Here is a 13,832-nt window from a genome sequence, read left to right on the forward strand (position 1 = left end):
CAAAAATAATGCAAGCTGAAGTAAAGTGGGTCGAAAATTTCAAGTTCTTGGGCCAATCCCAATCTGGTCATTCGGTGGTGATGGATGGCAGTGGTGGTGCAACCGCGCCTAGCCCGATGGAGATGGTTCTGATGGCTGCGGGAGGTTGTAGCTCTGTGGATGTGGTTGATGGCTTAAAATCGGCTAATCAACAGGTCACTGCATGTAACGCCAAATTGACGGCTGAGCGCCGTGAAACTGCGCCGCGGATTTTTACGCTAGTCAATATCCATTTCGACGTATCAGGCGTTGATCTTGACCCTAATGTCGTTGAAAAAGTGACGACCGATTCATTAGAAAAGTACTGTTCTGTCTGCTTAATGTTAGGCAAAGGTGTCACAATGACTCACAGTTGGGCGATTGTTTAAGCCATTCAATCAATAAGACTAGGAAAAAGCAATATGCTCTGATCTTGCCTTTTCCTGTGCGTTACAGGTTGGTTGAAATTAAAGAGGAAAGTGAAACAGTGAGCTTTTCTCTTTTTTCTTTTGTTTATCCAAGTAGTCTAAATACACTAGATGCATAAGGAGGAACGGCTCATGACCGAAATGGAAAAAATGATGAATGGTATGGTGTTTGACGGTGCAGACCCAGAAATGGAAGCCATTCGTAGCAAAGCAGGACATTTACTGTTGCAGATCAACCAATGCGCCGATGCTACAGCCCGCCATCAATTGCAAACTCAGCTATATCGTCAAATTGGTCAACAAAGTGTGGTGCAGCCTCCTTTCTATTGTGAATTCGGTGAAACAATTTCCATTGGTGATGAAACCTTTATCAACATGAATGTCACTATGCTTGATGGCGCTAAAATCACGATTGGTAATCATGTTTTGATTGGCCCTAACACCCAGTTTTATACGCCAGCGCATGCTTTGGATTATCGCAGCCGCCGCTTGTGGGAAACATTTTGTAAGCCGATTACGGTTGAAGATGACGTATGGATTGGTGGCAACGTTGTGATTAATCAAGGAGTCACGATTGGTGCGCGTTCGGTTGTCGCGGCAAATTCAGTGGTCAATCAGGATGTGCCAGCTGATAGCCTAGTCGGGGGCACACCAGCGAGAGTGCTCCGTTCATTAAAAGAAATGAATGGAACATCTGACCTGCATAGTGCAGTTAAGGAAGGGCATCATTGAAGCAGCATAAACATACACTATTTGGTGTTGCGGCTATCTTGCTGTGGAGCTGTCTAATGGGGCTAATCAGAACGGTCACCGAGCAATTTAGCCCAATTGGTGGGGCGGCGCTGATTTACACTGTGAGCTCAGTATTTCTGATGCTTGTCATGGGCGTGCCTAAATTCAAACACTTTTCTCTGCGTTATGTTCTGATCGGTGGCGCGCTTTTTGTGAGCTACGAAATCTGCTTAGCATTAGCGTTAGGTATGGCCAATGATCGCCATCAAGCGCTCGAGATGGCGGTGATTAACTATTTGTGGCCAGCCTTGACGGTGTTGTTTGCGGTATTTCTCAGCCGTAAACCCGTCCATATTCTGGTGTATCCAAGCGTTGCGCTCGCATTTGTTGGGGTTGCTTGGACCATTACTGGTGATAGTGGATTTTCGGTGATGCAAATCTCAGCCAATATTGCGACTAATCCTTTAACCTATAGCATGGCGTTTGGCGGGGCGATTATTTGGGCTGTTTATTGCAATATCACCAAACAGTTAGCCAATGGACAAAATGCTATTATCCCGTTCTTTATGGCTACGGCTATCGCCCTCTGGATTAAGTATTTTCTTAGCAGCGAAAGCACTTTAGTGTTTAGCGTTCCAGCAACCTTGAATTTAGCGTTAACGGGTGTGGTGATGGGCAGCGGTTATGCACTTTGGAATGTGGCAATCTTGCGCGGGAATATGATGTTATTGGCAACTCTTTCTTATTTCACGCCAGTGATTTCAACCTTGCTTTCATCGCTAATCTTAGGTGTAGCGCTTGGGTTTAGCTTTTGGCAAGGTGTGATTATGGTGACGATGGGTTCTTTAATTTGTTGGTGGGCGACCAGAGAACGTCAATCGTCGGTGCAAGAGAAAATGCCAATAGCCTGACATCGCAACGGCTTTGCTATGTATAAAAAAAGCCCTCTCGGGAACGAGAGGGCTTTTTCCGTTTAATTGAGACTGATTAGCGAGCCACGTTCATGGTTAATTGCAGTACGAATGGCAGCTTTGATAAACGCTTATGTAGCGAGCGACGAGTACTTTCGATATCTTCGAGTGCAATCATTTCATTCTCATCAGGGCGAATATCGACATTGACCCACAGCTCATGACCGACTTTAGTCACCGCAGTCAACTCGATATCTTGCTCTGATTCTTCACCTACGGCAATGACACCTTGATCCACGGTTTTACAAATCTCTTTGCTTGGTGACATCATCAACAATTCACGCGTTGCCGATTTAAGCATGTCATAAGGCACTTTGATAAAGTAAAACGACATTAATAACATCATGATTGGGTCTGCATAGACGGCATATTTTGCCCAAGGAGACAAGGTCATCAACCAAGCGGCAATGAAGCCTACCGTTACCGCGACGCTTAGTAGTGTATCCATTTGCCACTGTTTTACTTCAGCGTCAATCAAACCAGAAGAGTAACGTTTACTCTTGTTGACCATGAACCACCACGCAATCGCACAACCAATCACGTTCACTGTGCCAAAAACAGTTGCGATAGAGGCATCCACTTCTCGACCACCGCTAAACAATGCCATGACAGCCGAGTACAACGAATAACTCACGACTAACAAAATAACGCTGGCTTTGATGGCAATAACCGCTGGTTCTAGCACCGCCCGTCCAAAAGGAAAAGTGGCGTCAGAAGGTTTACGAATGTAGCGTGACGCCACCAGCGACAATAATGTTAACAGCAAACTAACCAGTGAATACACACCGTCAAACACGATAACCAGTGAACCGACAAGCATACCAACTACCAAACCACTGCTAGCAAAGCCAGAAGCTAAAAGGGCTGAAATCGTCAAAATGCGATTTTCATTATTTCTTGTTCGAGCACACATAAAAGACTACCTGTTGAAAACATGCTGTTATTTTGGCTTAAAGCACAGTTTTGACAATCTCTAAGTGTATTGGTCGTTGGCTTGAATATTGGGTTGTGAGTTTATTTTTAATTAAAACAATTGGTTATGTTATTATTTGCCTGTCATAATAATTGACGCTGACTGTCTTCGCTTTAGATTGTTCAAAATATGGGCATCTTAAAAACTAAACAACGAAAATTAAAAATCAAACAAGAAAATTAAAAATCAAACAAATAGTCACGCAACTTATCGGCTAACCAGTTCATGCCAGGGTGTTCGGCCATGCCAGTGGCCGTAAACATGCAGTAATCTTCTTGAGTGAGACCGTAGGTGTGCTTAATCACCGTTAGCTTTTGTTCACGTAGGAAGTGGCGAATTAAAGGTTCTGGCAATACGCCCCATGCATTCTCAGTCAAAATGGTATTGAGCATGTAATCGAAACTGGAAAAGCCAATGTAGCGACGAGAGAAAGGTTGTAATTCGGGGTTATCTTTTTCGTTTAAATAGACCATCACGGCTTGCATTGCTCTGCGCAGTTCTTCGTCGGTCACTCGAGAAATCTTAGTTAGTGGGTGGTCACTTTTGCACACTGACATCATCCGGATTTTACCCAAGGGTTGATACGTGATCCGCGGGTCGTTGATTCTTTCGTAATCGACGCCAAAAGCAAAATCGACTTGATGAGTGGCAATCAAGTTGGCTAAGTCGCCGCTTGAAGCCAATACAAGGTTAAACGAGGTCGCGGGAAAACGATTATTCAGCTGGTGTGCAAAATCTTGCCACAAGGCATCAGGAAGAGAATCATCACGGGCAATCCACATCTCGGCGTTGAAGCCCCGTGATATTTGCGTACAGGTGTGTTTTATACGCGCAATGGTCACCAAAACACTTTCACAATCTTTATAAATTGCTTTCCCCGCTTCAGATAAGGTCAGGTTGTTGCCGGTGCGCACAAAAAGAGCGGTATCGAGCTCTTTTTCCAACGCTTTAATCGCCATACTGAGTTTGGTTCGGTTACATTCTAATTGTCGCGCCGCTTCAGAGACTGAGCCAGTGTCCGCGACAGAGAAAAATGCTTCAATTTGAGAAAGGTTCATAACGTTCTCTAAGGCACAATAATGGGTTGATCATAAACAATTTTAGTACCACTGCCTATCTGATGTTCTGCTACCAACTGACGGTTTTCTCGCCAATCAAAGCCAGTTCATCATTTCTTAGTCAAGATTGAGCTGTAACTCTATGAACGTAACACAGTTTTGGTTTATTCTTGGGAAAATTTCCCCAATACAAGAAGTAACACGGAGGCCATGATGGCGAACGAATGGGATGAGTGTGCAGCTCAGTGGGAGCAGGACGAATCCACAACGCTTTTTGCTCAAAATGTGTTTCAGCAATTGCAGAAACGGGTCACTCTCGAAGGTAAACATGTTCTTGATTTCGGGTGTGGTACGGGTTTGCTGAGCCAAATGATGTCTCGCCATGCCAGAGATATTGTCGCGCTCGATGGCTCTGAGGCCATGATTGAAGAGTTGGATAAAAAAGAGTTGGTCAACGTTGAACCCGTGGTGGATTTTCTGACCCGTGGTCTAGTCGCGCAACATCCGGCCTTTCGCAAACAGTTCGATCTTGTTGTGGCGTCATCTGTGTGCGCATTTGTGCCGAATCTTAATGAAGTATTTACCATCATTCATTCTCTATTAGATGAGCATGGCGTCTTTATTCATTGGGATTGGTTGGTTGAAGAAGATGATCCTGACTATGGCCTTAGCCAAAACCAAATTGAGACACAACTGAAAAGCGCAGGTTTTAGCCAAGTCGAAACCGCAGTTGCGTTTGAGATTAAAAATTCAAAAGGTCTAGCGCCAGTAGTGATGGGCATTGGTAGGAAATAACATCATAAAGTCGATGGTTTTCCAGATTGAGAATGGCTTATTTACATTATTTCACTGTTCCATAATGACCAACTTGCGTAAGCTCTAGCTTGTTGATAAGTGTCATGATAGTCACTCCCTAGAAGACTATAAGGCATTGATCACGAATAATTCTGTTTGTTGACTGATAACTCATGGCTAGGGTTAAGCAAAAATAAAAGCACATCAGAAGATAAATAAAGAAGGCCAGCGCAAAATAGTGCTGGCCTTCTTTATTTTAAGCATTGAGCTACTTTATTTTAAGCATTGAGCTACTTTATTTTGAGCATTGAGCTAAATTTTCAATGTTAATTCACAAACATCTGTGTGGTTTTTTGAGTTGATCACACAACCATTTCAAAGCTTGGTCGTTCATACTGGGCTTGTTCCACACTAAGCTGTAAGCCACTTTCCCATAATTGAAAGGTAACGGTTTGATGAGCAACTCCCTAGCTTGCATCGCTTGTTCCGCCCAGCGTTTGGAGCAAGTAAAGAGTGAGTCAGTATGTTTGCATAAGATGGCGGCCGCACCAAAGTCAGCAACAACAACCGGAACATGACGAGCTCGATGAGATTGAGCTAAATTCTGTTCAAAAAAAGGTTCAGCCAGCTCTTTGTCCATGATGCCGATATGCGATTGAGCAAGGTAGTGATCGATAGTGAGTTCTTCATTGGCTAAAGCATGATCACTACGCATTAAGCAGACCATTTCATCGTGAGCAATCACTTCCCACACGAGTTCTTTATCTCGCGTTGGGGGCTGGCTGATATCGTGTGGCAAAATGACGAAATCAATCAGCCCGCTTTGCAGGGCGTCGAAGCCATAGTGATCTTTCGAGTAGATAGTAAAGGAAGCTTGCGGTGCATGATTTTTTATTACGTTTGTCAAAATAGGAGCAAACAACTCGAAGGCACTTTCTCGCATCGCAAGGCGGTATTTCCCCTGATAATGTTGAGGTTCGAAATTTGAGTGATGCAGCAATCCATTCATGCTAGAGAGGATTGAATGGACAGTGGGGCCCATTTGTAGCGCGAAAGGGGTAGGTATTAAATGTGTACCATCACGATAAAATAGTTCATCTTCCAAGAGAATGCGCAATTGCGACAAGTTTTTACTGATGCTTGAAGGGCTAATGCAGAGCTGGGCTGCTGTCTGCGTGACGCTGCGGGTACTGAGCATGACGTGTAGCGCTGTTAAGTGTTTTAAACTGATTCTTGAAAGGTGAATATAATCCATAAATAAAGGCGGTTCCTCCAAACTTTTTCAAAAGCATATCACTGACATACTGACAAATTACACGAAAAGATGCGGGTTATTTGACAAGCTGCCGAAATATTTACCGCTATGCGCCTACATCAACTTCCATCGCCTTTATTTCAAGAATAATGTTTATGTAAACAGCGCGTGGATTTCTTCTAATACATGAGGATTAGCAATTGCACCTAAGTTTTTGACTGTCTCGCCATGCAGTACTTGCTTCACCGCGAGTTCTACCAGTTTTCCGGATTTGGTGCGCGGGACATCACTGATGGAATGGATCTGCGCAGGAACATGACGAGGGGAGCAGTTTTCTCTTAGGCGCTGTTTGATGGTGTTCACCAGTAGGGTGTTGAGTTCGCACTGTGGAACCAGTTGTACAAAAAGGATGATCTGCTCATCATTATCGATTTTCTGACCCACTGCGACCGAATCTTGTATTTCAGGCAAGCTATTCACTTGCTGATAAATTTCCGACGTGCCGATACGCACGCCTCCAGGGTTTAAGGTGGTGTCACTGCGCCCATAAAAACGTATTCCCCCATTGTCGCTCCACTCAACTTCATCACCGTGGTGCCATACACCAGAGAACTTGCTCCAATACGCATCGTGATAACGTTGGCCATCGTCATGCCAAAACCCGATGGGTTGATTAGGGAAACTGTTGCAGCAGACTAACTCTCCCCGTTGTTGTATCACGGGTTGACCAAGGTCGTTAAATACGGCGACATCAAGTCCTAAGCCTGCGCCTTGGCATTCTCCTCGATACACCGGCGATATGGGGTTGCCAAGCACGAAGCAGCCACAAATATCGGTTCCACCCGAGATAGAGGCGAGGTGTAAGTCCGCTTTTATGTTGGCGTATACATAATCAAACTGTTTTGGGTACAAAACCGAACCTGTTGAACATAATGTTTTCAGCGAGGAGAGAGGGTAGTAATCGCTCGGTGAATACGCGGTTTTTTGCAGTGCCTCTAAATATTTGGCCGATGTACCGAACAAAGTGATGTTGGCTTCTTCTGCCAAATCCCACAATACACCCGGTTGCGGATACATTGGGCTACCATCATAAATAACCAACGTAGCACCGCTAGCGAGCGCCGAAACATGCCAGTTCCACATCATCCACCCACAAGTGGTGTAATAAAACACACGATCGCCCGGTTGAATATCACAGTGTAATTGATGCTCTTTGAGATGATTTAAAATCGTACCGCCAACCGAATGGGCGATGCATTTGGGTTTACCTGTCGTACCTGATGAGTACAAGATAAACAGTGGGTCATTGAAGCCAATGCGTTCATAGCGTAGCCCACGTGGAAGGTAACTTGCGAGAATCGCATTCCAATCAGAAAAAGCGTCGTTAAAATCAGCCGTGAGTGAGCGTTGCTGTAAATATTCGATCTGACAAATGTTGTGTAGGCTCGAAATAGCATCGGCAATCTGACCGTTTTTTTCTTCCATGAGGTGAGTTTTGCCATTAAACGTATACCCATTGCAGCAGAATAAAATTTTGGGTTGTACTTGGCCGAAACGCTCCACTACGCTGTCGACACCGAAATCAGGAGAGGTTGATGTCCAAACGGCTCCTAAGCTAGTAGTCGCTAACATAGCCACTAAAGTTTCGGTCATATAGGGTAAGCAACCGGCGACAACATCACCTTTTTCAACTCCATTTTGTTTTAACCACTGCTGGATAATAGAAACCTGATCACTGAGTTGCTGCCATGTTAGCTTCTTGCTTTGCCCATTTTCATTTTTAAACCAAACGGCAATGCCTTCCGGTTGTTGAAACGCATAAGAGAGCAGATTTTCCGCGTAGTTCAATTGTGCTTGGGGAAACCAAATTGTGTCTCTGGCGGCGGTGAAGTCGTCCCATCTCGCAATCCCCTCACCGTAAATGCAGTTACCACGAAAGCCGATCACATCGCAAAATTGCCACACTTCTAACCAAAATTGTTTTCTCGCGGCAACGGACCAGAGATGCAGTTGTGAGTAGCTTTCTATCGCCTCACCTTGCATATTAATGTGCTCAATAAACTGGTTTAAATTGGACGCTTTGATGCGGTCTTGGCTAGGGACCCAAAGCGGTGTATGCGGCGTCAAATTTTCTTCAAACATAATCGCGATCCCTTGCACGTTTATTTTCTGATCTGTTGGCACTGTTTAGTGTTGTCGGCGAATGCCGTAAAGTCAAACGGGTTGGCCATAATCATATCCCTGATATCTAAGTAAAAAAACTATAAATGTAAAATATTTGTTACGCGTGAACGTCGTCAGATGTCGAGCCTAAGATTGGCAGACTTTTCACGAGGCGATAGGCTTAATGTAATCGGTTTGTTAAAAGGTTGTGGTATGACGCAGTATCATTCTAAGCCATTAAATAGTAAAGGTTTCATTGACTGGAGTAACGAAGAGAATCGGATTTGGTATGATCTGATCGCACGTCAAGAGACCGTCGTTGAGCAGCGAGCATGCCAAGCCTATTTGGATGGGTTAGCGATGCTGCAACTCTCTAAAGATCAGGTTCCTCAGTTGCCCGATATCAACCGTATTTTGCAACGTGAAACCGGATGGCAAGTCGAGCCGGTGCCCGCTTTAATTAATTTCGATCGATTTTTCGCCTTGTTGGCAGAGAAAAAATTTCCAGTTGCCACGTTTTTGCGTAGCCGTGAAGAGTTTGACTATTTGCAAGAACCGGATTTTTTTCATGAGATTTTTGGTCATTGCGCGATGCTTACTCATCCTGATTTTGCATCATTTACTCAGGTTTACGGCAAGCTTGGGGCTAACGCGAGCCCAAAACAGAGAGCTTATTTGGCGCGGCTCTATTGGTTTACGGTCGAATTTGGTTTAGTGCAAGAAAGTGACGGTGTAAAAATCTATGGCGGAGGTATTTTATCCTCCCCCGCTGAAACCGTGTATAGCCTTGATAATCAAACGGCCATACGTGAAAAATTTGACATCCAACAAGTGCTGAGAACGCCATATCGTATTGATATCATGCAACCCATTTACTATGTGTTGGATGATCTACGAGATCTGTACCATTTGAGCCAAGAAAATCTTGTACAGCAGGTAGAAAGTGCCATGCAGGCAGGCTTGTTGGCCCCCTTATTTCAACCCAAGGAAGAGACCCATGCTTGAAGAATTACGTTGTGAAGCTTGTAGCCTTGATGCGTTAGCATTATCGATCCCCGAGCAGCAGCAACTACTCACTGAACTTGAGGGGTGGTCTATTGTTGTACGTGATGGCATTCCCCAGTTGGAAAAAGTGTATGTGTTCAAAAACTTCAAGTTGGCGTGGGCATTTTCTAACCAAGTTGCTCAATTAGCTGAAGCGGAATTCCACCACCCCAGTTTGTTATTAGAGTGGGGAAAAGTGACCGTGACTTGGTGGAGCCATTCCATCAAAGGATTGCACAAAAACGATTTTATCTGCGCCGCAAAATGTGATGGATTAATCGATTAAAACCAATACTATCAATGTTTTAGTTTTAGATCTCGACCTGATGGTTATTTTCCCGTCGTTGTGCACTTGAAGTTGCAGCAGTGCTGGCTACGTTTGCTCACCCCAGCATAGGGTTTACTTGTGCTCATGGGGATGAGCTCACTTACCGCCTACCCGCAACTTCAAGCTGTTTGGATGTATCCGGTCGTTTTTCTACGCAAAAGCCAAACCGTGACCTACACTTTGAAAAGCTCATAATACAAATTTCATATAAACCCAGTGGCTGGGGGCGACGATGGCTTTACAAAAAGTTGTTCATTTCTATGCGTAGGGTTTGACTATGAAAATATCAACGAAAATCATTGCGGCATGTACTATCTTGTGTTCAGTTGGCGTGGTAATCAGCGGTGGTTTTGTTGGGTGGCGAGCATCAGAGCTCTCAAGCCAAGCACTTTATGACCGAGCCGCAAATCAACTTACCTCCGTACGCGAAATCAAAAAGAGTGAAATAACTAACTATTTCAAACAGATCCGTCTGCAAATTGAGACCTTGTCTTCCGAGGTATCGACTCAAGAAGCAATGGATTCTTTTACTCGTTCGTTCTCTCGTTATCCTGCCCACCGTATAATGCCCCAAGATACGGATGCGCTAGAACGGTATTATCGTGATCAGTTTGGTCGTACTTACCGTCAGGAAAACAATGGCAGTCAGCCAAATGAACTTGGTGCATTTGCACAGCTTTCAGAGCAGGGAAAAGCACTGCAGGCTCGCTACATCGGCGTAAACTCTAACGAGCTTGGATCCAAACATCACTTGGATTTTGATTCATTGGGCAGCAGCTATGATGAAGCTCACCGGCGTTATCACGCCTCATTTAGGCGATTTTTAGAAGCGTTTGGCTATTACGATATTTTCCTTGTCGATTTGTCAGGCAACGTGGTTTATACCGTGTTTAAAGAACTGGATTTTGCGACCAATTTATCAACTGGCGCATATCAAAATTCGGGGCTAGGCCATGCATTTGCTAAGGCAAAAAACTTGCAAGAGGGGCAATCCTACCTCGAAGATTTTGCACCTTATTATCCTTCCTATGAGGCAGCGGCTTCGTTTATTTCGGCCCCAATTTTCAAAGAACAGCAGCGGGTAGGCACGCTGATCTTTCAGATGCCGATCGATGTGATCAACAACATCATGACATTTGGCGGTAGCTGGGCTGATGCGGGGCTCGGTAAAAGTGGAGAAACTTACCTTGTGGGGCAAGATGGTTTATTGCGCAGTCAATCACGGTTTTTATTAGAAGATCCTGAGCAATACTTTCAAACCTTAACTGATATTGGTGTTGAGCCTGCCACCATTGAGCAAATCAAAACCAAGGGTTCGGCCATTGGACGTCAACGCATCAAGACCGACGCGGTACGACAGGCATTGGCGGGTGGACAAGGCCTAGAAACCATCAAAGACTATCGTAATGTTGAAGTACTTTCGGCCTACGCACCTCTGGATGTTTTGGGACAAAAATGGGCCATATTAACTGAAATCGACCAATCTGAGGCGTTACAAGATGTCTCGACTTTAGAGCGTTCAGTACTGCAGACTGTGTTGATTAGCATTGCTGTTCTTGTGGTGCTTTCACTCTTTATTTCTTACATCGTAGGAAGTGGTATATCCAAACCTATCCGCAGTGCGTCGTTAGAGCTGCATCGGATTAATCAGGAGAATGACTTAACCGCGCGTTTAAGTGAAAAGGGTAAAGATGAAATGGCGGAAGTTGCGGTTGCCTTTAATCAGCTATTTAGCAGCTTACAGAAAACCATTGAGCAGTTTGCGCGGGCGACGGAGTCACTCAACGGCAGCACTCATCGTATGTCTTCCAATATGGAGAGCACGCGAGGCGCCGTTGCCGAGCAGAGTATGAGAACAGAATCGGTCGCGGCGGCGGTAAATCAAATGAGTGCTTCAATTGGCGAGGTAGCGCAGTTTGCTAGCCGAGCTGCCGATTATGTGAAATCAGCTAATGATACAGGGTCACAAAGTGTCGACGTCGGGGAAGCGTTGGGAAATGAAATCAGTTTGTTGAGCGATGAGATGAGGATGGCGGTGGAAGCTATTGAGCGACTCCATAGTGAAAGTAATTCTATTGCTGAAGTGCTTGATGTTATCCAAGGTATCGCCGAGCAGACCAACTTACTGGCCCTTAATGCGGCGATTGAAGCAGCACGTGCTGGCGAGCAGGGTCGTGGTTTTGCGGTCGTTGCCGATGAAGTGCGATCATTGGCAGGGCGCACGCAGACTTCTACTGAAGAGATCCGTAAAAAAATCGATTCGCTACAACATGAAATAAACAGTGTGTCGCAAGGAATTGAAAAGGCCAATAAAACCGTGGTGAAAGGGGTTGAAACCTGCCATTTGAATACGGATATGCTTGCTCAAATCATGTCGATGTTAACCGAACTGAATGACATGAATGTGCAAATTGCTGCCGCGACAGAAGAGCAAAAATCAGTAACGGATGAAATCAGCAGCAGTATTACTTCGATTGCCGATGCTTCACTGTCGGTTTCTGGGCAGGTGAATGATGTTGATGGGGTACTTACCGACCTTTCTGGGCAAGCAGAGACACTAAATAGTGAGATTGCTCAGTTCAAATATAAGGCGTAACACTAAGACATTTCCTACTTAATCAGCAACTGTGTTGGTTACATTCGCTCCAAGCATAGAGTTATACTCGGTTTAACTATGCTTGGAGCGTTGAAGGCTCTGTCTCGTTGACCAAGTTATTGATCCAACGTTTGGAATAGATCCGTTGTGTTGTAAGGATAATTTTGACGGCCTCTTCAAGCATAATAACCATCATAACCCAATGCAAAGGCCAGCCAAGAACCAACCCAGTGTAATAAGCCAACGGAATTCCAATCGCCCATTGGCCAAATAAGTCAATGAAAATACTGTAGTTAATATCGCCGCCACTTTTTAACACGCCACCGATACCGACCATATTAAATACCCGTAGTACCATCCCAAACGCCATTACTAAGCAAACATTCACGGCCATTTGTGTATCATGCAGTGGACTTTTTTCGATCAAAGCGTAAATCCAAGGTTCAGCCAAAAAGCAGAACAATGCCAGCAGCAACGCCAGCCCGCAGCTAGTAAGTACATACCACCAAGAAGTCTGCGCGGCACGCTCGTAACGCTGTGCACCAATTTCATGTCCAAGCAAGATAGAGGCGGCCACGGCAAATCCAAGAAAGGCGGAAATGAGTACACTTTCAATGGGGGAAAGCAGTGAGATAATCGCAAGTTCAGAAACGCCCAACTGGCCGACAATAACGTTGTAAATCAAAATGCCAGCCGCCCATGCTGAATCGTGAATAATCATTGGCCTTGCGACTTTAAAATAGCGCTGTCTATGGTGTTTCATTTTTGCTTGCTGCCAGTTTTCGCGATTGGGCAATAGATGAGCGTAATGCCGCTTTACTTGCCAAAAAAGCAGCATGGTTTGGCAGCCGCGTGAGATGCTTGTGCCAATCGCTGCACCCACAACCCCCAATTCTGGAAAGCCGAACAGGCCAAAGATGAGTAAAGCGTTTAAGACTGCGTTAATAATGATGGCGAGAATGCTTACTTGAGTTGGCAACTTTGCCACGCCGACAGAACGTAGTGCGCTCTCTAGTGGCACTACTAATGCGGTACAAAATAAGCTAAGTGCTGTGATCCATAAATAATCCGTGGCTAGTGTGACGTATTGAGCATCATTGGCCACTAAAGAAACAACAGACTGAGGTATCCACAAATAGAGCAGCATAAAGGGGAGTGTAAACAGCAGAGCCACTATCCAAGACTGAGCCAATGTTCGTTTTATGCCCTCGATGTTACCTGCACCAAAATATTGCGAAGCTAACACGCTTACTGCACCGCTAGCGCCAACAATAACGATGAGATTAAAGAAAAATATTCGGTTGCCAACACCAACGGCCGCCGTAGCGGATTCACCTAATTGGCTGACCATAAAAATATCCACTACACCTAACAGTGAAAACAGCATTGACTGGAGGGATACCGGTACGCCAATATCGATCAATTTGCGCCAAAATTGACGGTCTAGCTGATGAAAGGGAGTCATAAACAT

The 13,832-nt window shown here is 44.9% G+C and carries 12 protein-coding genes; 7 read left to right on the forward strand and 5 right to left on the reverse strand.

Annotation, left to right across the window (positions count from 1 at the left end; translation table 11 throughout):
- Nucleotides 1-8: 8 nt before the first annotated feature.
- The 3 genes from EXZ60_RS01300 to yddG all read left to right on the forward strand — a co-directional run bounded on the left by EXZ60_RS01300 (nucleotide 9) and on the right by yddG (nucleotide 2,089).
- Nucleotides 9-407 carry an OsmC family protein gene (locus tag EXZ60_RS01300; protein WP_026027404.1) on the forward strand — a complete coding sequence of 133 codons (399 nt, stop codon included), beginning with the start codon at nucleotides 9-11 and terminating at the stop codon, nucleotides 405-407.
- Between the two features lie 171 nt (nucleotides 408-578).
- Entirely contained in the window at nucleotides 579-1,178 is a 600-nt protein-coding gene (locus EXZ60_RS01305; RefSeq protein ID WP_026027405.1) for a sugar O-acetyltransferase, read from the forward strand.
- Entirely contained in the window at nucleotides 1,175-2,089 is a 915-nt protein-coding gene (gene yddG / locus EXZ60_RS01310) for an aromatic amino acid DMT transporter YddG (RefSeq protein WP_277435146.1), read from the forward strand. The genes EXZ60_RS01305 and yddG overlap by 4 nt, the downstream gene beginning before the upstream one ends.
- Before the next feature lie 76 nt (nucleotides 2,090-2,165).
- On the opposite strand, the gene EXZ60_RS01315 is transcribed toward yddG, so the two are convergent.
- On the reverse strand, nucleotides 2,166-3,062 hold the full coding sequence (locus tag EXZ60_RS01315) for a cation diffusion facilitator family transporter (RefSeq protein ID WP_064626630.1): 897 nt from the start codon (nucleotides 3,060-3,062) through the stop codon (nucleotides 2,166-2,168).
- 239 nt (nucleotides 3,063-3,301) lie between these two features.
- Nucleotides 3,302-4,180 (reverse strand): LysR family transcriptional regulator, encoded by an 879-nt coding sequence (locus EXZ60_RS01320; RefSeq protein ID WP_010319645.1) that lies wholly within the window; start codon nucleotides 4,178-4,180, stop codon nucleotides 3,302-3,304.
- A gap of 213 nt (nucleotides 4,181-4,393) precedes the next feature.
- Here EXZ60_RS01320 and EXZ60_RS01325 point away from each other — a divergent pair, with 213 nt between their 5' ends.
- Entirely contained in the window at nucleotides 4,394-4,975 is a 582-nt protein-coding gene (locus tag EXZ60_RS01325; protein ID WP_049785471.1) for a class I SAM-dependent methyltransferase, read from the forward strand.
- A gap of 331 nt (nucleotides 4,976-5,306) precedes the next feature.
- Here the strand turns inward: EXZ60_RS01325 and EXZ60_RS01330 are convergent, their stop codons facing one another.
- Together EXZ60_RS01330 and EXZ60_RS01335 are read right to left on the reverse strand one after the other, a co-directional pair.
- A complete protein-coding gene (locus tag EXZ60_RS01330) occupies nucleotides 5,307-6,230 on the reverse strand; it encodes a LysR family transcriptional regulator (protein ID WP_277435147.1) in 924 nt (307 codons plus the stop codon).
- A gap of 153 nt (nucleotides 6,231-6,383) precedes the next feature.
- Nucleotides 6,384-8,357: an acetoacetate--CoA ligase gene (locus EXZ60_RS01335; protein ID WP_277435199.1), complete on the reverse strand. Its 1,974-nt coding sequence runs from the start codon at nucleotides 8,355-8,357 to the stop codon at nucleotides 6,384-6,386.
- A gap of 249 nt (nucleotides 8,358-8,606) precedes the next feature.
- On the opposite strand from EXZ60_RS01335, the gene phhA reads away from it, so the two are divergent.
- The 3 genes from phhA (at nucleotide 8,607) to EXZ60_RS01350 (ending at nucleotide 12,361) form a co-directional block, all read left to right on the forward strand.
- Nucleotides 8,607-9,398 carry a phenylalanine 4-monooxygenase gene (phhA, locus tag EXZ60_RS01340; RefSeq protein ID WP_277435148.1) on the forward strand — a complete coding sequence of 264 codons (792 nt, stop codon included), beginning with the start codon at nucleotides 8,607-8,609 and terminating at the stop codon, nucleotides 9,396-9,398.
- Nucleotides 9,391-9,723 carry a 4a-hydroxytetrahydrobiopterin dehydratase gene (locus EXZ60_RS01345; protein WP_017049984.1) on the forward strand — a complete coding sequence of 111 codons (333 nt, stop codon included), beginning with the start codon at nucleotides 9,391-9,393 and terminating at the stop codon, nucleotides 9,721-9,723. The genes phhA and EXZ60_RS01345 overlap by 8 nt, the downstream gene beginning before the upstream one ends.
- 313 nt (nucleotides 9,724-10,036) lie before the next feature.
- Complete coding sequence (locus EXZ60_RS01350) at nucleotides 10,037-12,361, forward strand: methyl-accepting chemotaxis protein (RefSeq protein ID WP_277435149.1); 2,325 nt, start codon at nucleotides 10,037-10,039, stop codon at nucleotides 12,359-12,361.
- 76 nt (nucleotides 12,362-12,437) lie between these two features.
- Here the strand turns inward: EXZ60_RS01350 and EXZ60_RS01355 are convergent, their stop codons facing one another.
- A complete protein-coding gene (locus EXZ60_RS01355; RefSeq protein ID WP_064626635.1) occupies nucleotides 12,438-13,832 on the reverse strand; it encodes an MATE family efflux transporter in 1,395 nt (464 codons plus the stop codon).

This window comes from Vibrio sp. 1151_11 (assembly GCF_029478525.1).
Lineage (GTDB): Bacteria > Pseudomonadota > Gammaproteobacteria > Enterobacterales > Vibrionaceae > Vibrio > Vibrio anguillarum.